At 49.7% G+C, this 26,804-nt stretch carries 15 protein-coding genes and 1 tRNA gene; 7 read left to right on the top strand and 9 right to left on the bottom strand.

What is annotated here, in order from left to right:
• The coding region (locus tag AC4FIC_RS01315) for a PKD domain-containing protein (protein WP_476194725.1) at positions 1-2,699 on the bottom strand (2,699 nt) is incomplete at its 3' end.
• A 437-nt stretch (positions 2,700-3,136) separates the two neighbouring features.
• On the bottom strand, positions 3,137-5,782 hold the full coding sequence (locus AC4FIC_RS01310; RefSeq protein WP_227003773.1) for an alpha-amylase family glycosyl hydrolase: 2,646 nt from the start codon (positions 5,780-5,782) through the stop codon (positions 3,137-3,139).
• A 488-nt stretch (positions 5,783-6,270) separates the two neighbouring features.
• On the opposite strand from AC4FIC_RS01310, the gene AC4FIC_RS01305 reads away from it, so the two are divergent.
• The 5 genes from AC4FIC_RS01305 to AC4FIC_RS01285 all read left to right on the top strand — a co-directional run bounded on the left by AC4FIC_RS01305 (position 6,271) and on the right by AC4FIC_RS01285 (position 15,703).
• Positions 6,271-8,889 carry a helix-turn-helix transcriptional regulator gene (locus AC4FIC_RS01305; protein ID WP_100256624.1) on the top strand — a complete coding sequence of 873 codons (2,619 nt, stop codon included), beginning with the start codon at positions 6,271-6,273 and terminating at the stop codon, positions 8,887-8,889.
• 168 nt (positions 8,890-9,057) lie between these two features.
• Positions 9,058-11,349 (top strand): alpha amylase C-terminal domain-containing protein, encoded by a 2,292-nt coding sequence (locus tag AC4FIC_RS01300; RefSeq protein WP_100256625.1) that lies wholly within the window; start codon positions 9,058-9,060, stop codon positions 11,347-11,349.
• 603 nt (positions 11,350-11,952) lie between these two features.
• A complete protein-coding gene (locus AC4FIC_RS01295; protein WP_273284741.1) occupies positions 11,953-14,595 on the top strand; it encodes a winged helix-turn-helix domain-containing protein in 2,643 nt (880 codons plus the stop codon).
• A gap of 412 nt (positions 14,596-15,007) precedes the next feature.
• A tRNA-Val gene (locus AC4FIC_RS01290) sits at positions 15,008-15,084 on the top strand.
• 127 nt (positions 15,085-15,211) lie between these two features.
• Positions 15,212-15,703 (top strand): GNAT family N-acetyltransferase, encoded by a 492-nt coding sequence (locus tag AC4FIC_RS01285; RefSeq protein WP_100256629.1) that lies wholly within the window; start codon positions 15,212-15,214, stop codon positions 15,701-15,703.
• A gap of 107 nt (positions 15,704-15,810) precedes the next feature.
• On the opposite strand, the gene AC4FIC_RS01280 is transcribed toward AC4FIC_RS01285, so the two are convergent.
• The 3 genes from AC4FIC_RS01280 to AC4FIC_RS01270 all read right to left on the bottom strand — a co-directional run bounded on the left by AC4FIC_RS01280 (position 15,811) and on the right by AC4FIC_RS01270 (position 18,993).
• Positions 15,811-17,043, bottom strand: a complete 1,233-nt coding sequence (locus AC4FIC_RS01280; RefSeq protein ID WP_100256630.1) for a quaternary amine ABC transporter ATP-binding protein — start codon at positions 17,041-17,043, stop codon at positions 15,811-15,813.
• A complete protein-coding gene (locus tag AC4FIC_RS01275; RefSeq protein ID WP_100256631.1) occupies positions 17,036-17,923 on the bottom strand; it encodes an ABC transporter permease in 888 nt (295 codons plus the stop codon). The genes AC4FIC_RS01280 and AC4FIC_RS01275 overlap by 8 nt, the downstream gene beginning before the upstream one ends.
• A gap of 71 nt (positions 17,924-17,994) precedes the next feature.
• Positions 17,995-18,993 (bottom strand): ABC transporter substrate-binding protein, encoded by a 999-nt coding sequence (locus AC4FIC_RS01270; protein WP_100256632.1) that lies wholly within the window; start codon positions 18,991-18,993, stop codon positions 17,995-17,997.
• A 1,134-nt stretch (positions 18,994-20,127) separates the two neighbouring features.
• Here AC4FIC_RS01270 and AC4FIC_RS01265 point away from each other — a divergent pair.
• Positions 20,128-22,197 carry a purple acid phosphatase family protein gene (locus AC4FIC_RS01265; RefSeq protein ID WP_273284746.1) on the top strand — a complete coding sequence of 690 codons (2,070 nt, stop codon included), beginning with the start codon at positions 20,128-20,130 and terminating at the stop codon, positions 22,195-22,197.
• 317 nt (positions 22,198-22,514) lie between these two features.
• On the top strand, positions 22,515-23,492 hold the full coding sequence (locus AC4FIC_RS01260) for a coiled-coil domain-containing protein (RefSeq protein ID WP_100256634.1): 978 nt from the start codon (positions 22,515-22,517) through the stop codon (positions 23,490-23,492).
• 131 nt (positions 23,493-23,623) lie between these two features.
• On the opposite strand, the gene AC4FIC_RS01255 is transcribed toward AC4FIC_RS01260, so the two are convergent.
• The 4 genes from AC4FIC_RS01255 to AC4FIC_RS01240 are packed head-to-tail and all read right to left on the bottom strand — an operon-like array spanning position 23,624 to position 26,694.
• A complete protein-coding gene (locus AC4FIC_RS01255) occupies positions 23,624-24,508 on the bottom strand; it encodes a CheR family methyltransferase (RefSeq protein WP_100256635.1) in 885 nt (294 codons plus the stop codon).
• Positions 24,509-24,513: 5 nt separating this feature from the next.
• Complete coding sequence (locus AC4FIC_RS01250; protein WP_100256636.1) at positions 24,514-25,008, bottom strand: hotdog family protein; 495 nt, start codon at positions 25,006-25,008, stop codon at positions 24,514-24,516.
• The gene (locus AC4FIC_RS01245) at positions 24,995-25,450 is read right to left on the bottom strand and encodes an FAS1-like dehydratase domain-containing protein (protein ID WP_100256637.1); all 456 of its coding nucleotides are present in this window, start codon (positions 25,448-25,450) and stop codon (positions 24,995-24,997) included. Before AC4FIC_RS01245 ends, AC4FIC_RS01250 begins: the two co-directional genes overlap by 14 nt.
• Positions 25,451-25,476: 26 nt before the next feature.
• Positions 25,477-26,694, bottom strand: coding sequence for a hydroxymethylglutaryl-CoA synthase family protein (locus tag AC4FIC_RS01240; protein WP_100256638.1), 1,218 nt, complete (start codon positions 26,692-26,694; stop codon positions 25,477-25,479).
• Positions 26,695-26,804: the final 110 nt, after the last annotated feature.

Below are 26,804 nucleotides of genomic sequence, written 5' to 3'. Positions count from 1 at the left end.
TGCTGAATAACCGTTAAACCGCCGGGATAATCGGCGTTGGTTAGGGTCAGGCTGATATCATATTGCCCACTCGCGGCATAAGAATGGACCGCCGATTCTGCGTTGGCCGTGGCGCCATCATCAAAATGCCAGAGCAGTTGTGTGCCGATCGGGTAGCGCAGCATGCTGGCCGAGACGGTGACCGTTAAAGCGCTAATGTCATCAATTACGATAGTCGCTTGGGTATGGTTTCGGACCGGCACCGTCGAATCCCAGCGGGCCAGTTCTGCGTCGTCGACGTCATAGGCGGTTAGGGACACGGAGTAGTCTCCACTCCGGGCATAGGGATGGTAAGGGGATGGCTCGCTCGACTGCGTGCCATCGCCAAATTCCCAGTGCCAACGAGTTACCCTGCTATCGTGGGTGTCATTGCGGAATTCTACGGCGTTTTCCTGAACCAGTGTTGTGATAACAAAGTCAAGCTCCGAATCGCTCCAGCGGATGCTGTAGTCCTCAATTTCGGCGGAGTTGTAGGTACCACAGGGCAATTTGTCGGAGTTGAGGCCAGACACGAGTAGACGCACTCGGTAGGTTTTATTGAGCTCACCGATGTATTGGATTACACCGCTCACCTTGCCGTCTGTGCTGTAATGAGACATAAGCCTTTCAATGTACTGAAACTCGCCATCGTCGTTTATATCGAGCCACAGTTCATATTTTTTGTCTTTACCCAGTGTATCGGGATGGTCGCCGGATATAATTTCATAGTCCAACGGTTGGCCTTGGTTAAGGTCGATTAGGTCGGCGCTGAAATCGCTGTAGCCTCGACTGTCACTGGTGGTTAATCGGTTGTGCAAGCGCGTAGCCTGTACGAAGTATTTGTCGAAACTGCTACCGAAGGCGGCACAGTAATCGTTGTGGGTGGTGACGACCAGACTGAACCGGTCTTGGCGCGAGCCATTTTTTTCCGTCACCGTCAGGCTGACGGTGTGGGGGCCGTCGGTGGAAAATTCGTGGATCGGGTTGAGTTCAGAACTTAGCGCCGAGTCATCGCCAAAGTCCCATTCGTAGCGCCAGTCGCCCGGGTTCAACGCAAAACCGTTTAGCCTAGAGGTATTGGTGAATTCGACGCGGTTAAAACGGCTGCTCATGGAAAATTCACTTTCCAGATCGGTTGCCGTGATCAGTGCGATGCCCACCTGCGCAAAGGCTTTACGGATCTGGTTTTGCAGTTCGCTCGTGGTCCAATAACTGCCGTCGGGCTTTAGCACGGTGTCGTTGTCCAACCGCGTAGCGATTACCCCGGCTTGTTGTATCACACAGTCTGCTGCCTGCACAAAGGTAGTATTGGCAAGCCAGCATTGCTGATTGGCGATTGCAAACAGTGTAAAGGCATATTGGCTATTCCAGGGTGTTTCGGTGGTCGCCAGCCGGTGAAAGGCCTTGTTAAAAATACCGGCATTATAGTGTTCGCCGTTTTGCTCTTGGAAATCATCGAGTTGATCGACTGAACGGCCGTCGCGGGTAGGTGTGTCGAGATAGCGCAGCGCATCACCAAGCTTGTAATTGGCTTGACTGCTCATCCAATCATTAGTGCCGGTCAGGAAAAACTCGGCGGCTTCGCCAGACATGTCGGAAAAAGCTTCGTTTATCGCTCGTGCTTGGCCGGACACCAACAATCGCTCTGGACCCCGACCATAGTTGGCCGTATAGCCGTGGGCAATTTCGTGTGACACCACGTCTAGGCTGGTCATGGGATAAAATATATAATCGCCATCGCCGTAATAGAGTTGCCCATCCTCATAAAACGCATTGTCGTAACGGTTGCCGTAGTGGACATGTTGGATGATTTTACTATCGAGATAGGGTGCTTCGCCCAGGTAGGCCTGATACATACGGCGGGTCACCTGGGCATTAAAGTGCGCGTCATTGAGTGGTGATTTGGCCTCGTTGATGGCCTGGTAGTCGTTACGAGTGGAGTGTGTGCAGTCGAAATTAAAGGGTGCGCTGCCCGGTGCCTTGAGGTTTGCTGAAGTGCGGGTTTCGACATTGAGTGCGTCCATATGGCAGCGGTTATTGTTATCTTTGGTAAGTATAAAGGTGGCCGGTTTGTTGCCGTCCCGACCATCTAGGCTGGAGTCGAAGTCCCGCCGGGGCTCCTTACTATTGCCAGACGGGCCAGCGCCCCCCACTTCAATAAGGTGGAACAAAGTGTCCATCTGGTCGATGACCGCTCCTGTGTCGACATCGATAAACACCAAGGGCCGTTCAGGCTGGCTGTTGGCATTAACTAGATCGGTGAAAAAAGACAGTTTCAGGGCGTTATGGGCTTTTTGGTTGGCGTCGAGGAATATGACCTGACTCGACTCTCGGTTACGGAAGACCCTTTCTGCGTCGGAATAATATTTTTGGATAAAGGCATCGCTTAGGCTTTGTTGTGCGTGAACGGACAGATGCTCGACCGTCGGCAGGTCTTGTTCCAAATGGGTGACTAATTCACCATAGGCCTGCGTCGGGGTACCGTTAGTGTCGAGCACTAGTACCCAGTCATAGTTCCAAATGGGGAGCCCGGAGTAGGACTGCTGGTAAGTGATATAGGCTCCGGTCGCGCCCTGTCGCATATCGACCTGGACCAGGTCGGTCGAGCTAGGGCCGACCAACAGTTTCTGGATACGGTGACCGGCCAACGCTTCGGCGGCCTGTTGCGGTGCCAAGAGCATATTGTGCTCAGACGGATGTCGCCCCATGTTCGTTGTAGAATAAATTTGATTGAAAACCGGAATGGACTCGGCTGCAGGCAACCGAGAAATAAACGTAAGCAACAGCAACATCAGACCGGTTAGTTGTCTGAGAGGGTATGGCACTGTAGTAGCAATCCTTTGCTCGTGAGGTCTGTTACGGCCCTGTAGGTATTTTTTGTGGTGTAAAAACAGACAGATTTAACTAATGACCGGAGTATAGATGACCGGAGTATAGACCGAACACTGTCTGAGCGAAAAAGTATACCGAACCTGGATTTCTAAGTGGGTATTATGTTCCTAGATTGAGAACTACATCTAAAACATTCTACGAAATAGTTCTGCGACCGATAGAAAAAGCCCCAATAAAGGGGCTTATAAGTTTTGGCTATTTTCATAGCTCTTTTTTCTTATTCTCGCTAGCGCAGATAACGTCCATGTTCGCCAACCTTACCGGGGCCGTCTAATACATAGGCGCCGATCGAATTAGACTGAACATTAAAGGCCAGGGTGCCATTGTTGACGTTGATGGTATTGCCGGTCACCGCATCACGGTAGGTACCGTTGGGCACGCCCGACACCGAGATACTCTGGCCGTTACCGGTGGCCAGGCCGACTACGGCGTAGCTTTCTTGATTATTATAATCACGCACGAAGCTCATGCCCGAGCCCCATTCGTTGACCTTATCCATCACGCCCATTTGCAACGCAGGAACGGCATGGCGGATTTGATTCAGGCGTTTAATGTGCTGATAAAGTGGGTGGCTTTGGGTGGCTGCGCGGTCGTCCAGGTGATCGCCATAGTAGGCACGACCAGTGTCGGCGACCGTATCATCATTGCTCTGGATATCGTGCGGAAAGCCGGCCTTAAACATAATTTCTTCGCCATAGTAGAGCGATGGAATGCCCCTTATGGTCCACAACAGATTGTAGGCAAGGGCCGCGTTAGCCTCGGCACCGCCGAAACGGAATTTAAAGTCATTGTCCGGGCCGACATCGTGGTTTTGAAAGAAGGTCACCAGTTCAGTCGGGTCAGCATAGGTCCAATCCATCGAGAGGGCGCCGCCGATGCCACCCAATGAGCCATGGGTCACATTGTCTCGAAAGGTTGAGAACAGCGGGAAGTCGAGTACCGATAGGTTCGAGTCGCCGCTTGGATTGGCCGGGTCATTGCCGGTCCGGGTGTACCACCAAGGGCGGATCGCCGCAGGGCCATTGTCGTTACCGATTTCGGTGCCAAAGCCCAGACCCTTGACCAGGACCTCGCCAAAGACAAAGGTGCCGGGTTTAAAGGTTTGCCAATCCTCTATATAGGTCAGCAGCTCGTTGCGTTCAATGTGTTTGGTGGTATCGAGCCGGATCGCATCAACGCCCATGGCCAAATACTTGTGCATAGCGCCATTGATGTAGTCCTTCACATTCTGGTTGCCGGTCGCTAAATCGATGGTGTCCCCGGCCATATGTTTGGTTTGCAGTGAGGTCGGATTCTCCCAGTCACCGCCGGCCATAAAGCCGTCTTGGTGATACCAGTCCGGGTCCAGTGTCGCGGCATCGATCCCAAAGAATCGACCGGGGTTGTAGCCTGCTTTGGGCACTGTGACGCCGGTTAGGGGATCGACGAGCGGCAGCACCCCTTCGGCATCGATTCTGTTGCGACTGCTAAACCAGAAGGGTGCAACGGAGTTGTCATTGTCATCGCGAAAGGTGCTTTGATAATCACCTAGGTTTCCCTGGTAGGCGCCGTTATCAACCAAACCTTGTTCGGCGCCGGCCGGGACATAGTATTTGATCGGCAGATGGTCGATCCAAACCTGATCGCGTATACCATACTGACTGGAGTGATTGATCACCACATCTTGCACCACCTTCATACCCAAAGCATGGGCGGCATTGATAAAGTCTTGGTAGGTCGCATCCGAGCTTTCGAGGCGAGGATCCACCTGGGTCCAGTCGTAAGCGTGGTAACCGTGGTAATCCAAACCGCTGCGGTTGACCACTGGCGGGGTCACCCAGATAGCGGTGAAGCCCAGGTCCTTTATATAGTCCAATTGGGCGATCAGGCCCTTAAAGTCACCGCGCCATTGGGGATCATTGGGTTCGATCCGGTCCCGGTTGTAATAGTTATTCGACGCGTCGCCATCGTAAAAACGCGCGGTCATAACAAAGTAAATGGTTTCGGAACGGAAGTCGATTGTACCGGTTTGGATCGGGTCAATTTGATAGGCAAACCGTTGCTCCGCCTCATTCCCGCTGGCATCGACCGTGAGGGTCCGAATCGTTAGGTCATCGCCACTGCCGATATCGTGCGCCGAGAAAATCTGCTCGACATATAGCGCAGAGTCCTGCGTTGCCTGACTGCCATCAAGCGTAAAATACAGGCTCGGCTGGGCGTCTTTGTTGTCGCTCACCTGAAGACGAATACGTTGACTGTTGCTATAGGTGCCCGGCGAGGGTAGGGCGCTAACTTGCGCGGGTATCGAATCATCACCCCCTACCTCGGCCACGCTAATAGTTTTGGTCACCGAATTAAAGCGAATGTCATAGGTGGTGAAGTCAGCCACGACTATATCGGCATTGGGATAGTTTTCAATCCAATCACCGCGATGATCGATCTTAAAACGAGCATTATCGGCTTCACCAGCAAAACTCACCCTAACTTCGTAGTTGTTCTGACCGGCATCGAGCATGGCCGTGGTGGACCAGCCATTGGCGGTGCCGCGAAAGTACCAACTGTCTTGCGTACTTTCATCGTCACAGTTGGCGACAGTTACGCTATCGATGGCTTGGTTGAGGGCGTTAAAGCGAATCTCAACACTGCTATTGGCGGACACCTCGTAGTCAGCAGAAGGGTAGTTTTCCGCCCAATTGGCAAAGCGATCAATCTTGAAACGAGGGCTCCCTTGACCATCGCCCTGAGCGAAGGTTTGGCAGGTGGCATAGACACCCTGGCCTCGGTCATCCAGCGCTGTAGCGGCCCATTGATTTGGTGTGCCACGGAAATACCAGTCTGCGCTGGCCATTTGGCTTACCAATAAGGTAAGCAGCAGGGAAAATCTTAATGTCATATCGAACTCCGATCTATTGTTCGGTTAAAACAGGGATTGGCACACCAAAGGTGGTCCGTCTGATTGAGGTGAAAGGTCTACTTTAGGGCGGCAACTTGATTAACCAGTCCGTGCGTTAACAGCTCGATGCGTTAGATAAAGTACTTATTTGTTATTGTTGGTTTGTAACCATCCTAATACTTTTAAATATTTTGTATTCCTCCTCAGCAGACGGAATTGTATTGAGCCAATCTGGCATTTTGATGGCCCGAATAGGTTCTCAATTTGCAGTCAATGGTAACGGCATATACAAGATAGACGCCTTGTCTAGAGGGTTTCGATCGACCCCAGAGCAAATTCCGCCCCCTAGGGAGGAATACATTTGGCCATTAAATTTTAACAATATGGGAATTCGATAGGGACGACATATTGGCAGTGGGACTTGCAGTGTTCACGTCAATGTTGATCGATTATGTAACGGTTAAGATTGCATTGAAGGAGAGATAATCATGGATTCAGTTATATTTCGACCGGTCAATGTCACCGGTAAATTGATCAAACGTCAACTCTGTCCGAGGATTATTGATGGTGTCGCCCCGCTCAATGTTCTGTTAGCCCCCTCAGGTTATGGCAAAACAGCACTCGCACTGGATGTCTATGAGACTTGGACGGAAAGCCGAATCTGGGTTAATGCTGAACACCATGAGGACTTCGTATCGGGCGCGCGTATTTTGTTGGCCTACTTGGCGCGCACCGTCGATGGCGGTTTTTCTTTTAAGGCCGACTATAACGACGTTGCCAAATTGGCAATACAAATCGGTGATCGATTGCATCTCATTCTCAAACCCTTTTTACTGGTCGTCGATGGCCTCACCCCTCAACACGATGGCCGTATTATCGAACTGTTCTATGAGTTGTCCCAATATTTGCCCAGCCAACACAAGATCCTAATAAATGGCCTCAATGGTGTTGCTCGGCCCAGTCAGCGGCTGCTCTGTCAGGGCAATATCCAGATATTCACCGCCCCGGCCCTGCGTTTTAACAGCGTGGAAACGGCAACCGTCGTGCCGCCAACATGGCGCCAAGACAATCACCGCATGCAGTTGGTTAACGCATGTGAGGGCTGGCCAGTGTTGCTAGGTTTAATGGTGCAGCAGGAGAAACAGGAAAATGACTTCTGTTTGCAAGAGCAGGTGTTAATCCGCTATATCAAGGAAGTTATGAGTCACAGCTTGAGCCCTGCAGCGCTGCAGTTTGCCAACCTCCTAGTAGAAGTGCCCGAATTCGACTCTGAATTATTGACCTGCTTTCGCGGCCATGACGCCGAAATTGTAAAGGAACTGGTCGACACGGGCTTTCTGATTCAATTACAGCACTATGGTTTTCAATATCACTTTCGCTGGCCCTCCTTGGTCCGAAAAGCACTGCAGCATGGCACTGCTCGGAAAAAAATTTCTCGCCTAGAGCTATTACGCCTATTAGCCTGGGCCGATCGCACAGGGCGTTGGGCCGATGGTCTAAATTTTGCCCTGCAATTGGATAATCCGGCACAGATCATAACTCGTCTGATCCGTACCGGTCGGCAAGTCCAGGAATCGGGCAAGGCTAACCTACTGCGCGAAGCCCTTGCCTTGGTTCGTCAACACACGCCGATTGAAGAAAATATAGATCTGCTGTTCATTGATCTGGCCGCTCATACCCTCCAGCCGGAAAAGATCTTGCAGTCCAAAATCGACCAGTCCTATCGGCTGTTGAAGACCTTAACGTGCGATAAACAACGGCAGTATCGGGTCTGGATCGAGTGTGTAGAAGCTCAGGCCATAATGCGCAAATCGGACCTCGAACGAGCGCAGGCCTTTGCCAACAGAATTCGAGACAATGTTTGTGAATTACCCGACTATTATCAAACTCAGGCGCTCGGCGTATTGGGTGAGGTGGCCATGCTGAGCGGGGATCTGGCGGAGGCATTGCACTATTTTCAGCAGGGTGAACTGGTCGCCATGCAATCTGATCTGCTCTCTTCTGTGTTGTGGCACCGCCATCAACGAGCCCAGGTGATGACCCAAATGGGGCAAATAAACCTCGCTACCAATGTACGGTTTGCAGCCATACAGTTCGCACGTGAAAAGAATGGCATGGCATTGTTTTCTTATGAGTGTTTATTGCGCGCCCATTGCGAGCAGTTGCTACGCGAATTGCGCACCTATGAGGCCGAGCCCTTTTTAAATGAGCTGGAACAACGTTGTTTATTAATAGGCGATATCGACGGTCTGCCGATCAATATGCTGCGGCTGGAATTGCATCGATTGAGATGCTGGGTCGATTCCCAATACCACTATGATATTAGCCCAACGGTCGAGATGATTGAACGAGCCTTATTGCGTGCCCAACACCCCCATGTGCTGGTTAGGGCAGAACAGACGCTGTTGAATCATTGGCATCAAACTGAACAGATCCATGCCATTAGTCAGTGGTACAGCCGGCACAATCAGCCTGTTGTTCATCCTCAAGGGGCCGATGAATTACTGCATTTGCGCAATTTGATTTTTGCCTATCTGGTCCTGCAACAACACGATATTGAGGTGCAACCCAAATGGGTTGATTTCACCGATCTTCAGTTAGAAAAATGGCTTGCCATATGGCCTACTGTGGGCCCTATGGCGGTGTTGCTGTATGCCCTAATAGATTTTCATGAGCCGACCGATCAGCGTATGCCGTGGATATTTAAGTGCATAGGACTCTTCAGTCAAGCCAATAATTTGGCCGAACCCTTAGCGTATCATCCATCTTGGTTGGAGCCGCTGTTCAAGAGTAATTTCACCATTCAACGTTTTCAGTCGACCTTTATTTCTCGTATTCATGCGATCTGGGGCAATAGGGTCAAGACGCGGGTGGTTCGCCAAGATCGAGCCCAACCGGAGCAGACACAAAATCTAGGCTTGTCGCCTAGGGAATGGCAATTACTGCAGTGTGTTGCTAAGGGGATGACCAATGAAGACATTGCCGATCATTTGAATTTATGTTTGGGGACGGTTAAGAATCAATTGACCAAAATATACCGGAAATTGGGTGTCAGTGGTCGTGGAGCTGCACGCAGTCGCTATAAGTCACTGGCTGAAGTGGCTTGAATTGGATCGGGTCATAGATTGTGTTCAGGTAGGGAACAGGGCATAAAAAAGTGACCCTATTTGTGACCGTTGCCGGACCGGAATCTTGGTACATTAGAGTTCGGAACCCCGGGTGCAGCCAACAAGGTTTGGCCGCAATCAATACAAAAACAAAAGGCTAATGAAATTATGAAAAACAGAATAAGAACATCAATCAGTGTGTTGGGTTTGGCAGCCTTTACCGGCGCAATGGCTTTTGCCATGCAGGCACCACCGGCGAAAGATGTGACGGTACATCTATTTGAATGGAAATGGACCGATATCCAAAACGAATGTGCTTTTTTGGAATCTAAGGGCTATGGCGCCATTCAAGTGTCTCCGCCCAATGAACATGCCGTGATCAACACCAACACAGAGCAATATCCTTGGTGGCAACGCTATCAACCGGTCAGCTATGAATTAGGTCGCAGTCGCAGCGGTACGCTCGGTGAGTTCCAACAAATGGTCACGACCTGCTGGCAAGACCACGGCGTTAAGGTCTATGTTGATGCCATTATCAACCATATGGCGGGTGACTCAGGCATCGGTTCAAACGGTACCCCATTTGGCAATCTAAACTATCGATTGTTCGATGATTCGGATGGCGCGGTAGTTTTTTCCCAAAACGATTTTCATCCTTGGTGTGAGATAAATTGGAACCAACCCTTTGTTTCCGCCGATGAAATTCAAAATTGCTGGATTGCAGAAGGCGGACTGCCAGATTTAGCCACCGAGAACGAGGATGTTCGGGGTAAAATAATCCGCTACTTTAACAGTCTAATCGATATGGGCGTGGCCGGCTTCCGCATCGATGCCGCTAAACATGTTAAAGCGAGTGAATTGGACAGTATCTATTCCGGTATGCATGATCTTCGTTCTGAGGCGAACTGGTTTTCGGCCAATCAGCGCCCGGTTGTATATCAGGAAGTAATAGGTGGTGGACCGAACGAAGCAGTAGGCATCGATGAGTTCATGTTTACCGTTAAGGGAAAAAGAATGCAGGTTACCGAATTCAGTTATGGTAAACGCATCGGTGAAAAATTCAGAGACGATGGTAACGGCACCTTGGCCGACTACCTGCTATATGATTTCCCAATAGGCAGCGCCGGTTGGGGTTTGGTCGACAGTGCCTATGCGGTGGTGTTTACCGATAATCACGACAATCAACGTGGTCATGGTAACGGCTACTGGACCAGCACAGATAACAACTCTATCGGCGGCATCGTTACCAACTATTATGACGGCGGAGTGTATAACTTGGCCAATGTCTTTATGCTGGCATGGCCCTATGGGTCACCCAAGGTGATGTCCAGCTATGACTGGCCTCGAAACGTGATCGAGTATAACGAGAATGGGCAATTGAAACGCAAAGATATCAACGATTGGATGGGCCCTCCTGCCAACGACGGGGCGACCCAAGATGTGGCCTGTGGCAATGGTTGGGTCTGCGAGCACCAATGGCACGCCATCGCCGGCATGGTGGGCTTCAATAACTACAGCCAAGATGCGTGGAATATCGGTCACAGTTGGCATAATGATGGCAATCAGATTGCCTTTGCCCGTCAGACTGACACCGGTGAGAGTCGAGCCTTCGTGGTGATCAACCGAGAAGGGTCTGCATTGAATCAGACCTTTTCAACCGGATTACCCGAAGGTAACTACTGTGATGTCACCCAAGGTTCTTATGACTTTGTTGGCCAAAGCTGTACCGGTGCTTCAGTAAGTGTAGACGGTAGCGGTTTAGCAGCCTTTAATGTACCACCCATGACGGCCTCAGCAATTCATGTTGGCGCCCCAATCGGCTCCCTGCCACCACCGCCACCTGAAGATTGCAATTTTGACGCACTGAATCTGCGCGGTACCGTGAACCAATGGGGCAGCAGCCCTATGACCTGTATGGGCGATAACATCTGGCAGATAGACGGCGTGGTGTTCGATAGTGGCGATAACAACGGGCTGCCGCGCTTTAAATTTGACCGCTTCAGTAACTGGGTGGAAAATTATGGCGACAATAACGCCGACCTAATCGCCGAACGTTCTGGTAAGGATATAGTTATCCGTAATTCGGGTACCTATAGCATTCGTTTCAATGATGCTAATCTGTCCTATGAATTAATTGGCGATATCCGACCGACCGAAACCGTTAACGTTAACTTTAGTTGCAATAATGGTCTGACGCGGCTGGGTACCAGTGTATATATAGTCGGTAATGTTCCTGCTTTGGGTAATTGGGCGATTGTCAGCGTTAAGCAAAAACTGGAACCGATGAACTACCCAACTTGGACCGATAGCGAGACGATGCGTCTACCAAAAAACACCGTCGTCCAATGGAAATGCGTGAAAGCCGATGAGAATTCTTGGGTGATCTCTGAATGGCAAGGGGGCCCTGATAATGTCTTTAACATCGGTGCGGATGATGGTGCGACCGGTGCTAGTTTTTAACTCGGCCCGTTAGATTGAGAAATCAACTCAAGTCAGTGTGGGTTAATTGTCGATCGTGACTCTAGGCCCCGAAACCAGCTTTCGGGGCCTGACCCATACATAGGCGAGAGGTTTTGGCTCTGGTGCAGAAAAATGCCTGGGCTTCCGCCTGCAATTGCGCCCCCTAAGGAGGAATACAGCTACCGATCATTGAACGATACTCTGGCAATATTTTGATATAGCGCTTGGTAATATAATAATAACAAAAAGCTATTAAAGCTCAGTTCAAAACCTGATCGGGATGCAGTTATTAAAACCCCCAACAGATTGGCTTGCAGAAGCACTGAGCAAGAATGGCCCAGCGAAAGCAAGGTTGTGGCCAATAAACAAGCAGACGGTCGCGCGACAAAGCCAATTGAGCAAGCATTGGCAAGGTGGCGAGCGCCTCAGAGCACATTATTTTAAATATATTTCCTTTGTCCAAACCAAAAGGATGGGTGGCATGATCGCGCTCAATTTCTCCACCTTCTTTACAAGGAGTTTCCCTCTGCAAAGTTTTTGCTACTGCCTAAAGGGTCCGGAGTTGCTTAGAATAAAATCACATAAATATGTGTGACTAATTCGATGCCTCTGAAAAAAAAAGCCAATCAGAGCCTCTGGATTCAACCCTATAAGCTCATCTGTCCATCGATCAATCAAAAATTATTGGTGCGAGAACGGTTGTTTTTACTGCTAGACCAGAGCCAGGTCAATCCCTTGACCTGTATCTATTCGCCTGCTGGTTTTGGTAAGAGCACACTGGTAGTCAGCTGGTTGCGTCAGCGCCAATTGACCTATGGTTGGTACTCCTTAGACATCAATGATAACGATCCCAGCTATTTTGCCAATCATCTTATACAGGCTCTGCACCAGGCCAGTAACAGCGGCTGCCCGCAGAGTTTGGCCTTAGTGCAACAGCAAGAATATGCCAATCTGCACAGCCTGTTATCGAAAGCGATGATGGAGATTGCGCTCGCTACCACGCCCTTCTTTATGATCCTAGATGACATTCAATCCATAACGGATCCGATTATTATTCAGGCATTGCGGCACTGGTTGAAAATGTTACCGGTGCAAATTCACGTCATACTATGTTGTCAAAATGAACCCCCATTTGCCTTGTCGAGTTTTAGGGTCAAGGGCCAGTTGATTGAAATTGGCTCGACCCAATTGGCTTTTAATGAGGCCGAGGCGGCAGATTTTTTGAAGCAGAATTTAAACTTTGATGTGCCGGTCAACGTGGTACAAGAACTAGTTGAGAAGACCAGTGGTTGGCCAGCGGCGATGCAATTAATTTCACATAACGCTCATTCCACAACTGATCTTATCGATGCCTCGGGTCGGTTGGGGCAGGGCGCGTTCGAGGTTGATTCCTTTATTCTAAATGAGGTGGTCTATCAGCAACCGGAAAAAATACAATTTTTCCTCCTTAATATTTGTGTTTTTGAGCAATTTAACGCCGCTCTCTGCGATAGTCTGGTGCGACAGTCTGACAGCGAAACCTATATCTACGAGCTGGAGCAACGCCAGCTCTTTATTTATCGCGTACAGGGGCAGGAACGCTGGTATCGATTGCAAGATATATTCCGTGACTGCCTAATTAAGAAGTTACAGGCGGGCTGCAAAGATCACTGGGATCAACTGCAAGAGAATCTGATTCACACCTTTTTAAACAACGGCTTAACCATCGAAGCGGTGCAACACTGTCTGCATCTTAAGGAACAAAAATACATCCTCATGGTCTTGGAGAGCGCCGGGGTTGAGCTCTATCAGCGCGGGCAATTTGCCACTCTGACTAAAATGTTTCATTACGTCAGCCTGGATGCGACCAAACAAAATCGTAAGCTGTCCTTGTTAAAGGCCTGGGTGTTGTTAGCCACCTATCGAGAGGACGAGGTCGCCAAGCTGTTGCCCGATGCCGGGGGCGAAGACTATCCGGAGTTGTGGGCCGAACACATAGTCGCTCAAGCGCAAGCCGCAAACAATGTTGAGGAGTTTGAGTTGGCTAAAAACCTGGCGGAGCAGGGCATGAAACACCTCAAACCGGACAGCTTCGTATCGCGTACCGTAACCTATTCGGTTCTGGGTCAGAGTGCCCTCTGTCGAGGTGAATTGAGTAATGCGCTGTCGCTGCTCAAAGAGGCGGAAAAACTGGCCTTTGATCACGGTCTGGTCCAACAGCGGTTATGGTCCATGTGCCTAATATCCGATGTCTATGCGGCATGGGGCAAAATTACCATGGCATTGGAGGTGCAACTCGATGCGATCAATATGGCGCATGACAATTGTATAGAAGACGTGCCCCATATGGAGTTCTTATACCGCAATAGAACCCAGCTGCTGCTTGAACAGGGTGATCTTGCCCAGGCCGATCGGCTACTGCTCAAGAGCGAGCAGGTTATTGAACCACTGGGTAACTATGGTTTGTTAAATATCCATGTCCAGCGCGGACAGATCGCGCTGTGGCGAGGGCAGACGGAAAGTGCGCGCAATTTGGCCTTTCAGGTCAACTATCTGCTGCAAAATTACGAATACCATACCGATTGGTTGGCCCATGCCAATGAATTCCTGCTCGCCTGTCAAAGCAGCGGGATATTGGAATTTGAACCTAATTGTATTTGGCGCCAAAAACACTTGGTTTGTGCGCCTGAAAACCATTTTTACCAACACTATCAACGCGCCTATGCGATTCGACATTACCTTGCCGGCGATAAGGTGCAAGCGATCGCCCAATTGAGGCGGCTTATTGTTGCCGCAGAGCGAGTTGGATTAACGCTGCAAGCCTTTAAAAACAAATTGCTCTTAGCCCTATGGCTTAATGATAATGAAGGTTTGCGGATTTGGGCCGCCGAAATGCCCAAGTTCAGTGAATTGAAACCACTCCAATCCATCTGGTTAAGTACCCTATTCTGTGCGGAGAATCTTCAGCGAGATTGGCCGGACTGGAATGTTTGGTTTAGTCACAGTGCGCTCGATAGCGGCAATGTGGCTCAACAATTGGATGGTATACTGGACAGCCTGAATCGGCAGCATGCCAATGCCCATGATCTAGTGACGCCGAAAGAAGTTCAGGTGTTGTTGCTGATCGGCGAAGGTTTGAACAACGATGAAATAGGCACCAGCATGCATATAGCGGTTTCGACCGTGAAAAGCCATATTCGTCGACTGTATCGCAAATTGAATATCAATAAGCGAGCCCAAGCCATTGAGATCAGTAAGCATCTTTAAGGACCACTCCGACTCAAGATACTTCGCCCTATTGGGCCGCATCTTAGATTTTTTACGACCCGATCGCGTTGCGAAGCCATGCCGACCGGCAAGATATTCGATTGATTCGCAGCAACATGAGGTTGCGCTTGCCACGCTTAAAACGCTCGGATCAGGTTAAGTTGACCTATTTATTGCAAAAAGCCCATAAGGGATTGTCCCTAACATTGCAGCATCGGCTGGCCGAGAGGGCACTGGCCCTGGTGGATCCCTCGGTCTGAATAGGCAGACATAGCCCCGTCAATTCGAGGTTTATGGCAGCCTGGTCCTAGCCAACCTTGACCCGCAATGATGGGCTAAGCCACTGATAAGTCTGATTTTTTTGAAAAAAGCTTGCAAGCCCCGTGAAGATCCGTAATATACGGCCATCTTTAGGACTATAGCTCAGTTGGTTAGAGCGCTGCCTTGACATGGCAGAGGTCCCCAGTTCAAATCTGGGTAGTCCTACCAAATTTTAAGAACCCGCCCAAACGGCGGGTTTTTTGCGTTCTAGACCGCCAATCTGCGGTATTATCAAACCCAAGGCTCTATCCAACCGCGTGCCCCTGTAATTGTATCTTTGCCAAGAGTTTTAAATATGACTATTCGAGCGGCAACCAAAGCAGACTGGAGTGCTATCTGGCCCATTTTCCATGACATAGTCTCTGCTGGCGATACCTATGCCTATGAGCCTACGATTACGGCCGAGCAAGCCGAAAAAACTTGGCTGGATAGCCCGCGAAAGACCTTTGTCATAGAAAATCGGGGTGAGATTGTGGGCACATACTATATCAAAACGAATCAGGCCGGCCCGGGCAGTCATGTTTGCAACTGCGGTTATATGGTGTCCCCTGCAGCGAGGGGCCAAGGCTTGGCCACTAAGATGTGTGAGCACTCGCAGCGAGTTGCCCTAGAGCTGGGCTACCAGGCGATGCAGTTTAATTTCGTGGCTGCGAGTAACAAGGGGGCCATTAGGCTCTGGGGTAGGCTTGGGTTCGAAACCATAGGAAGGCTGCCGAATGCGTTCAATCATCCTCAGCAGGGTCATATAGATGCCTTGGTGATGTATCGGTGGCTGGTAAGCGAGTAGGGAATTAGATTTAAGAAGCTACGTGATAGGTCTGTGACAACAAAAAACTCGCCAAGAAGGCGAGTTTTGGGGGTTTGCTTATTGCTAGCAAGGCCGTTGGCCTTAGATCATTCTTTATCTTTCGGCGTTGCGTCAGGCTCTTCCGTTTCTTCAGCTGCTAGTGGCGTTAAAACCTCAACAATGACATCACGACTCAACTCACCGCGTAACTCTCCTTCGCTGTCCACTACTGGTAGCGGATATTCATGCTCTAGAGTTTCTGGGATGACCGTCTCAATCACGCTTTCTGGTCCGACTGTCAGATCCGAATCGTAGTAATGTTCGTCTGACAGAGCCGCGCTGTGCTCGGTATCTGGGTATTCTTCCAGATCGTCTAAGGATAGCGCGCCCTGATAGCCCTCGGTATTGACGTTGAAGGCATAGGCGTGTTTAGAGCTGCGCATTTCCGCCAAGGCTTCACCGACCGTTTTAGCCGAGATGCGCTGGATGGCGGGTAGCATAACGGAATCGACGGTCAAGGCTCTGCTGCGGTTAACATCGCGTACGAAACTCTCGACGTAGCTGTCGGCAGGGTTCAACAGGATGTCGGCCGGAGTGCCGACCTGAACCAAGCAGCCATCTTTTAACATGGCGATTCGATCGCCGATCCGCAGCGCTTCGTCGAGATCGTGGGTAATAAAAACCACCGTCTTCTTCAACTTGTCCTGCAGCTCTACCAGCTGGTCCTGCATTTCAGAACGGATAAGCGGATCGAGAGCCGAAAAGGCTTCGTCCATTAGCAGAATCTCAGCATCGGTACAGAGGGCACGGGCCAGGCCGACCCGCTGTTGTTGGCCACCTGAGAGTTGCGCCGGAAACTGATTTTCATAACCGGCCAAGCCGACGTCGTTGATCCAACGCATAGCGCGTTCGGTACGTTCCGGCTTCGCAACACCTTGTGCGTTAAGGCCAAAGGCAACGTTTTCAACCACGGTGTAGTGAGGCATTAGGCCAAAGCGTTGAAATACCATGGACATCTTTTTCTGCCGAAATTCACGCAAGGCCTTCTCATCATAGGCCATGATGTCATCGCCATTTACGATAACCTGGCCGCGAGTCGGATCGATCAGCCGATTGAAATGGCGGATCAGAGTCGACTTGCCTGAGCCCGATAGGCCCATGATAACGAAGATTTCACCCGGATAAATATCCAAGTTGATATCGTTCAAGCCTAACGAGTGGCCCGTTTCAGCGAGGATCGCATCCTTGCCCATCTGGGCGTCGACCAAGTGCATATGCTTCTCGGGTGATTTGCCAAATAGCTTGGATAAACCCTTGATGCTGATTATTGGTTCAGTCATCGCGACCTCTGAATTGTTGTTGAGAACGTTTGGCATAGGCTTGTGAGACCCGGTCGAATATTATGGCAATTACCACAATGGCTAAGCCGTTAAGCAGTCCCTGGGTAAAGTACTGATTGGTAATGGACTGCAATACCGGCTGGCCTAAGCCTTTCACGCCGATCATTGAGGCGATTACAACCATTGCCAGAGCCATCATGATAGTTTGGTTCACACCAGCCATAATATTGGGCATCGCCAGCGGCAGTTGGACGTTCCACAAGCGCTGCCAAGGTGTAACGCCATAGGCGTCTGCAGCTTCAAGGACATCCTCGTCGACCAGTCGTATACCGAGGTTGGTTAAACGAATGACGGGGGGGATCGCGTAGATAACAACGGCGATGACGCCTGGAATTCGGCCTATGCCGAGCAGCATCACCACGGGAATTAGGTAAACAAAGGCGGGCATGGTCTGCATTACATCGAGTATTGGTGTAATGATGCTCTGTGCTCTATTAGAACGTGACATTGCAATCCCGACAGGGACGCCCACCACTATAGAAAGTAGGGTGCAGACAGTAATCATGCTTAGGGTGCGCATCGTATCTTCCCACATACCGAAAACCCCAATCAGGATTAAGGCGATGGCAACGCCGATCGTCAAGCGAACAGATCGTGCTGCGAAATGGGTAATAGATAGAATGACGCCGATCACTAGCCACCAAGGGCTGGCCAGCAGGAGCTTTTCAAATCCAATCAAGAAGACTAGGAGCGGATCGAAAAAATGCTCGATCGCATCTCCGTAGGATCGAGTAAATTCTCGAAAACCTTCGTCCAGTGTTTTTCGGATTGAAAGAAGTTGGTAACGGTCTAACTGAGGGAATTCTGTAAACCAGGACATATATAATTTCCAGGCGTTCTATAGAAAATGAAAGGCTCCGTCAACAAGGTTGCGGAGCCGATAGGTTGTGCTTACAGTGAAGACATTACTTTTTTAGCTACGTCGTCGCTTACCCATTGCTTCCAGATCGTTGGGTAGTTGTCTAGAAAATACATCGCACCAAATTCGCCATCTGCTTGATTTTCTTCAATCCAGGCTAACAGTTCGTTGGTTTGAGCATTGGTCATAGAACGGCTATTAAGATATTCCATTATCGGCGCTCCAGCATTGGCCGCAAATTCTTCGCCAACAACAGTCCAAACATCGGATGGTGGGTACATAGTTACCTTTGGATCCATGCAATCTTTGTTACCGATGCATTTTTTGAAATGTTCAGCATCTATGCCGCTACCAAAATCGACCTTTTGCATTACATACTTGCCTAGCAGAGCAGTAGGGGCCCAGTAGTAACCGAACCAAGCCTCTTCACGCTCATAAGCCTTAGCAATAGAACCTGCCAAGCCTGCGCCTGAACCTGGATCAACCAATTCAAAGCCAGCTTCTTCTAGCTCAAGGGCTTTAAAGAGATTGGCAGTGGTGATTTGGCAATTCCAACCTGCAGGGCAGCCCATGAAACGGAACGTATCTGGGTTTTCTGGGTTGATGAAGAGTTCTTTATGTTTAATTACGCCTTCAATGGTGGCCATCTCTGGAAATTCGTCGACCATATACTGTGGGATCCAGAAGCCTTCTTCGCCGCCTTCACTAAGTGAACGACCTGCGTAGCGGATTTTCTTGTCTGCTACTGCGCGCTCAAGCACTTCCGCGATTGCACTGGTCCACATTTCCGGTGCGATGTCCGGCTCGCCCTTTTCAACCATAGAAGTACTGGTTGGCATGGTGTCGCCGATAACCAGCTCGGCGTTGCAGCCATAGCCTTCGGTTAAGATAATTTTATCAATGTTGGCCAGCAGTGATGCAGAAGCCCAGTTCATTTCAGCAATGGTGACATCGCCACAATCTGCGCCGAAACTCAATGAGGCGCTAAGTGCTACAACGGATGTCGCAACTATTGTTTGAAATTTCTTCATAATTTTTCCCGTTCGTTTGGTAAATTAAAGACTCAAAAAAGTCTTACAGCGTAAATAAATAAGCTACGTTGTTTTTATTGGAATTATTCTATTGCGGGATAGAGGATTTGGAAACCGAATTTTTATTGGCTCCCTGAGGATGTCGACTTTTAAACTGCGTAATTATTACTGCCGTGGTCTTACAGATGAATCGCATTAACGTAACCAGAAACTGCAATCTGTATCCTGTATTACCATCCTATCCGCCTATAACAATGGCAATCTTAACACCACTACCCAAGTACCTCAAGGCGGGAGGCTACGTAAACACCCACTTACGCCCTAGGCTTTCCGCTGTATGGCCCGCTCTATAGACTCTGTAGCGAGATGGAATGTTTTTGATTTATTTTTTTAATAGCCATATATGTCTTAAATATAGTCCAGCCAAGGCTTTATAGCGAATGGTTTGCTGTGGCTGGGCTAAATGCAGATTTTGAGTTTTTTTTGCCGTCATGCAAGTTTCATACTTTATTTCTTGTTGCAGTGACAACCAATGTGAGCATTTTTTTGGTATGTCGCCTAGCTGGAGGGTTTTGACCCTTTTGGGACGCTTCGTTGGCCATGATGATGGGGTCTGGGAGCTAAGGCTAATTAGAATATTTTTGTGAGTTAGAGATGCCCAAACTTAGTTGGTTTTTATTGGGACCTCTGTTCTATTGTTTTACTAATAATCAGGGTCGATTTTAATACGAAAAGGCAAGATGACAAAAAAATAATGCTGGGCTGTTGGAGTTTTAGTTATTTAGATCTTAATCTTATATGTATTTCAAAAATACAAAACTATATTTAAAAAAGGCATGGCGATTGGTTTTAAACTCGACTCCTTAAGATCACAAAAAAAGATCCTCTATTTGCGGAGCCGGCCTAAGGCTTTGCCTATCCTCTTTATTATTTATATTGACGAATTAGGTTGACCAAACGGCCGCGGTAAGCATCCTTTTTGGCTTCGGTGATAAAATTTGATCTCCATCACACAATTGAACGTCATTTCTAGGCGAGGCTTTTCGCTTCAGGCATCCTTCTTACTATTAAACACCAATGCCCGATAGCTTGGTGTGTCCGTTTCTGAGGTTGAATGTGCTAAGGAGCTTTACCATGTCTGTAAATAGAAAATCCCCATCATATTGGCTAGCCTTCTGTTGGATTACGCTTGGCGCCATGCTGTTTTCACCAACCGTTGCCGCGACCACCGAAACCGGCCTGACCATCAGAGTTAACGGTGCCGAGTTTCAGTCTGCACCGACCATCTGGGCCTGGGTATCCGGCGGCACAGCGATTTCCGAGGCCGAAGGCTACACCTGGAACACCCAGCCCGCTATGCAGCTCGATGCGGCCACAGGCTTTTACAGCTGGACTATGAACAGCCAATATCAAGCGGAACTGGATTTAGGGCTGAATTTGAATTTTATTATCAATAGGGCGGATGAGTTTTCGCGTAATCGCTCGGGCTGTTACACCGACAATCAGTGGTATGACAGCTATGCCGAGTGCCTGGATCTAGGTTTTACGCCATACATCGGTCCGTACTTGACGCTCTTGAATCCGACCTTTGCCGATAGCGACAATACCCCAACCGTTTTAGACCCGGCCACCAGCATGGTAATCAACTACGAGGTGCGTGATGTGAGCGAGTACTTTGTCGGCCAAGCCTACTATCGTCCAGCTTATAGCAACGATTGGATCGTGCAGGAGGAAGACGCGGTCGAGCCGGTCGACCCGGACCTTGGTAAGGTCCGTCATATCACATTAAGAAATCTCCAGCCCAATACCCAGTACTTTTATAAGGTAACGGGCGAGGGCGATCAGTTTTCGCCCCAGTACCACTTCACCACGGCGAAAACCAATATGGATTACAGCCACTTCTTAGTGGTTGGCGATATGCAAGATGAGCAGATGGCGCAGCGTTGGCACGACGTGGCCCAGTCGATCGTTGCTGATCATATGGACGAATTCGATTACATCATCACCGTCGGTGATATGGTTAAGGATGACATGCCCGAGAACGGCGACCGCTTTCATTGGTGGAAGGTGTTTTTTGACAAGGGTCAGGAGCTATTCGCTTATAAACCTATGCTGCCGGCCATTGGTAATCATGAAACCCCGGCAAACCCAGCGCTCAGCGGCAAAGATCCCGACAAACAGTGGGAAAAAGAATACTGGAGTAACGCTGAAGACACACGCACCTTTAGGAAGTATTTTTATCTTAACCCCGATATGAACCAGCCCGACTACTACAGTTTCCGCTATGGCAATGCTTGCCTGATCAGTGTGAATTCCGAAATACCGGTCTTCTATGGTCGTCATCCGGAACGCAACACCGACGACAATGAACGCCGGCAGGCCCTATGGCTCGAGGCTGAGGTGAATGAGGCACAGCAATGTGCTTGGAGCTTTGCCTATTGGCATGTACCGCCCATCAATCCGGCCGGTGGCAAAGATGAGGTGCCATTCCTGCGGCCCTATGTGGATTACTTCAACGGTAAGCTCGATTGGTCGATAACCGGCCATGTCCATGAGTATCAGCGGGTTAAGCCGGTAGAAGCGACCCACTGGAGTCTCGATTTTAACAAAACCGGTTACGGCCGTCGCAACAATCAAGGTGTCGGCTATCTTATTGCACCACCAGCCGGACAATGGCCGAGAAATAATACCAGCGATGAGATGGACCAACTGGCCTTCTATCCGCACAACGAAAACGGTGTGGGCTATGAAATTGGTTTCAGCATCATCAGGGTCGACGGCGATGACTTTAGTCTGAAAACCTATGGCCTAGGTGGCGTGGGCAATCGAGTGCAGCCTGCCGGTTACCGCGTGAACGATGACCGCACCAAGCAATTAATCGACTCCGTCGATTACAGCAAAGCAGACGAGCCCTATGCCAAGGTCTTTAGCTTTGTCGATTTTCGCGGAAGTTCCAATAATTGGAATAGAACCCCCATGAACTTAGTGGCCGACAACACTTGGCAATTCGACGTCACTGTAAGTAATACGGACGGCTGGCCACGCTTTAAGTTTTACGCCGACTACCGTTGGTACGGCGACCAAGAGCCGGATGGTTATACCAATAACTATGAGCAGCCTGATATCTCCTTCACTCAAGGACCAGGTTTATACACCATAACTCTGACAGACAACACCCGTTCGTATCGAGTAGAGAAGCAATAGGCAGTATCGCTCCGACACACCATAATCTTTGACGTTTTGAGGGGTTATGGTTGTGTCACTCTAAACACAATTTTCATCCCTCATCCCCCATCCCTCATCGCCCATCGCCCATCCAGGGAGCCATATTGAGCGGCAATAAAATCGTGCCTGCCGTGGTCGCCTTGTCCCTCGTTGATCCAAATCAATTACCATAAAAACATAGATAGTTCCCCGCTTAAACCTAGCGGCGGAGGCAGCTCAATGAGGTAAAATTACTGTGCTCACAACAGGCTGTTGTATGAGCATTTCGATTCATTTTGCTAAAAGGAGTTTGTCTTATGAAAAAATTAATTCTGGGCCTAGTGTCACTTATTTTATTGTCCACTGGGGTTCTAGCGGCTAACGGGTCGAGCCCCAATGGTCGGCCCTTCATCGAGTTGCGTAACCAAATTATCGCCGTATTGGCTGATCTCAATGCCTTAGAGACACAGCATTTAGCACTGGTGCAGCGAGTCGACGATCTGGGTTTGGATCTGCAAGGGCAGATCGATGCCCTGAACGTCGAAATGCTGACTTTGCAAGCCAAGGACAGTGAAATGCAAGGATCTCTTGTGGAACTCGTCGAGAATATGGCTGATCAGGGCCTCGAGATAGACGAGTTGTTAACCGACTTGTCGGATGTGAATTTGGCCATCATCGATATGAGCAATACCATGGGCGATAACAGCGCCGCAATCGAGGTTCTGGAGGCCGAAAAAAATGCCATCCTAGCAGATATGGCGCAAATGGATGAAAGCCTGGTAACCGCCTTGACCGATATTGCCCTCAATAGCGCTCTGATCGAAGTATTGGCCGAAGACATAGCGGAATTGGACGCCCGAAAACAAAACGATGTGGTGGGCGTCTGCCCAGCGGGAACCAGTGTCAGTACCGTACTCGATAATGGCAATCTAATGTGCAGTGTCTCAAACGATGTCGGCACGGTGATTGCGAATACGGTCTATGGCAACTATCTCGATATGGATAACAGCGTGACATCCCATACATACTGTAGCGTCTCTGTGTTGGGAATCTGCGTGAGCTATGGCACATCCTATAGTTATCATTATGCAACTAAATACGACTATGTTAGTTGTCCGGCAGGTTTTGCGCTCAGTGGTGGTGGCTTTTGGGCCACTGACTATGAACCCCTACAGGTTAGTGCATCAATTCCATCCGGAAACCGTTGGTACGGCCGTTTTAAAAACTTTTATGCCGGCAATACTAATGGTTTAGGGGCACGGGTCTACGCCCAGTGCATCCGCGTGGCACCTTGATCCAGGATCGACAATGGCTGAATTAAGGCGGACCGTTGCTGCCAAAAGAAGGTTGCTAGAAACTAAAGGCTAGTATAACGCTTGCGGGTTTGGCGCGTCGATCGTTTCGGCGAGCGCCATACCCGTTTTACTTAAGGCGTTAAAAAAATGGTGCTATAGCGCCGTTGTCGGTCGGGTTTGAAAAACAAGTAAGGCTCGGCGCCAAAGTAGTAGTTCCACCAATCTTCGGGCACATGCCGCCGAGCATGCTGATGAATATCGCGTATCTTATAATCGAGCGGTACCAGTTGATGCCGATGGGTTAAATCCACGCGCATATCCAAGGACATACCATCGATAAAGACCGCATAGTGGGTTTTGCAGGTACTCAGTGCATTATTAAAAGCCCGATAAGCCGCGCCACAATCGAGATGAAACAGGACATTCTGCAAAAATATAATATCTCCGGGTGGATACAACTTAGCGAGGGGGTCGGTGACGATGTCCGCCTTAAAGAAGGTGACCCGTTTCCGGATGGCCGACTTAACCCGATAGAAGCCGTCGACCCGTTCAAAGGTATTACGAAAAAAGCGCTCGGGCAGTTGGCCGGCCAAGACCTCATCGGCGCTGTAGACGCCGTCGATGCTACGAGCAACGGTCTCCTCGTGCAAATCCGAACAGTGGATATGGAAATCAACATCGGGCCGCAGGTTGAGCAACGTCGATGCCAGAGTGTAGGCTTCGGCTCCGATGGAACCGGCCATTACGTTAATCTGCAATGGCGTCTGGCCAGGGCTGTGTGCACCTTGGGTGATAAAGTTTAGCACCGGACCGATCAACGCCTCCAGTTGACCTGGTGATCGATTGAACGAAGTGTAAGTATGGCTTTGATTCGGCCGACATTCCGCCAGCAGTTTGCGTTGTTTCCGGCTAACCAGCGGATAGAGGATCAGATTGTAGTAGATGTCGGTGCGTAAAAAATCACGCGCCCGACCGACATACTGAGCCATCGTGGCCAGTTGTTGTAAATTGAACATGCGCTTCAGACCCCTTCACTGCCCCAATTATAGGGCACCAAAACATCTGCCCTATGACGGCCGCGGATCGCCGCGCTGGCATCGCATATTAAGCGTTCTTTGTGCTTTAGGCTGAGGTGGAGCCGCAGTGCTTGCTGCCAACCGCTGCCGCTGATATCGATAACACTCGCCGTGCACTGAATGACCTGACCAGGCGTTAAACTGGATACCACCTTCCAAGCAAGGGTCTCAATATAGATATTGTCGAAATACGAATTGATATATCGGACCAAGAGATTCCCCAATAGACCCCGCTGGACCACTATGTCGGCATGGCCTTCAGCACGCGCTTGGGCTTGGTTGTAGTGGATCTGATGGCGATTCCAGGTAATGGCGCTGTACATGAAAACCTGCGCCGCAGAGACCTCGAAATCAAAGATAGGCAGAGGGTCGCCGACTCTAAGATCATTGGCCAGGTCATTGGCTAAGGTGTTGGCGGGTATCGGATTATCGTTTAACATAGGTCGCTACCTCCTTGGCCACGGGTTCGCCGAGTTGGTTGGTAAAACAGGTGGTAACACTGACCAGAAACAGCAGTCCGGTGCGACCTTGTTTTTCGGTGACCGATTCAATGCAGGATCGGATACGAATCTTATCGCCGGCCCGAACGTATTGATAAAACTCATAGTGACTGGCGCCGCCAACAGATCGTAATCCCGGTACCGAGATGGTCAGCTCAGCGGGTGCGAGATCTGCTGGTAAAGCTTCGATGGGTAGGTCCTGATAGGCCATCGCCTGACAAAAAAGTGCCGGGGCCAGCATTCGGTCGTCGTCCTTCGCTAGGTCATCATCGGCAACCTGATAGAGCGGGTTGGTATCCCCAATCGCCTGAGCGAAGCGTCGTATATCTCTGGCCGTAACCAGATAGCTAAATTCTTTTACCGGTGCGCCATTGAAGGTCATATAGCAGCCTATAATTATTTTTTTGACTAGAGAAGGTCGGAATACTGCCGTATGTGTGCCTGATTTCCGTTGTATAGATAGGGTGTGGTGAGGCCCCAGTCGGCTGGATCGATCCGGTCATTTTCGGTGATCGATTGATCGCGTTGCTGCATGATCTCCTCGTATTGACTAATCGACAGTCGAGTGCGTCCAGCCAGTTCCAAGCTTGGGTCGATGCAGCTTTTGAATTGTTCATAACCGGCTATGGGACGGATTAAACTGAATGCCGCTGCGCTGCCACTGCCATAGGAAAAAAGGCTGATCAGTTGGTCTGGGGTTAGGTTGCCGTTGACCAACAGGGCCATTAACGACAAAAACAGTGAGCCGGTATAGATATTACCGACGCGCGCGTTGTAATCGAGCCAGGGCAGGGTTTTTGTTTGATAGGACTGCTCAAAGTTTAGCCAATCGGTTGAGGCTTTCTCAAGCTTTAGGTCTTGATCGTATTCGAAGTGCCGCTGATGGGCCTTACTGGCCATCTTGACGAAGGGTACATGGTACAGGCACGCCTGTAAGTCGGACAGCCGAGGTAGCTCGGGTTTGGCGTCTGTCAAGGTGTGCGTTAAAGCATCGAGATAGCATTCGATGGAGTAGTGACCGTCTGTCAGGGCTTCCTTGGCATAGAGCGGTCGCCAGAAATCCATGACATTGTGGGTGAAATGACCGGCGACATTGCGATCAAAGTGAACCAGGGTCGGATGATCGGAAATAACCATAGCGACAGCTCCCGCGCCTTGGGTGGGTTCAGCCGCAGAATGGAGCGCGTAATTGGCAATATCGGCCGCAATTATTAGTGCTTTCCGATTGTTGGCTCGACCGGAAATTAGCCAATCGCCCGCCGCGGAAATGGCCGCCATTGCGCCAAAACAAGCGTGTTTGGTTTCGTAACTGATGCAATTGCTGGGTAAGCCCAAGGCCTGATGCACATAAACAGCTACCGGTTTGCTGTGATCCACACCGCTTTCGGTGCCCACCACCAACATGCCGATCTCTTCGGGTGCAATATTAAATCGTTCGAGGGCTTTTTTGGCGGCATTAATGGCCAGGTGCACCGTATCTTCGGGCAAGCAGGCAATAGACATTTGCTGCTGACCCAAACCGCGGGTGAACTTCTCTGGCGCAATTGACCGAGCCTCGGCCAGATCGGATAACTCGATATAGTGTTGCGTGGTGTGAAAAGAGATGGCTTCCAATCCTATTATCATTCTTATATTCCTTTACAAAATTACTAGACAATTTGTGTCTATTAGTCTAATTATGCTTTTGCTAAAAGGCAAAAATATTTTTAAATTTTAAAAAATATAAATTTTAGCTA

This window comes from Reinekea sp., assembly GCF_982785585.1.
The sequence above is the reverse complement of the archived record's forward strand: the minus strand, read 5'-3'. Positions and strand labels throughout refer to the sequence as shown.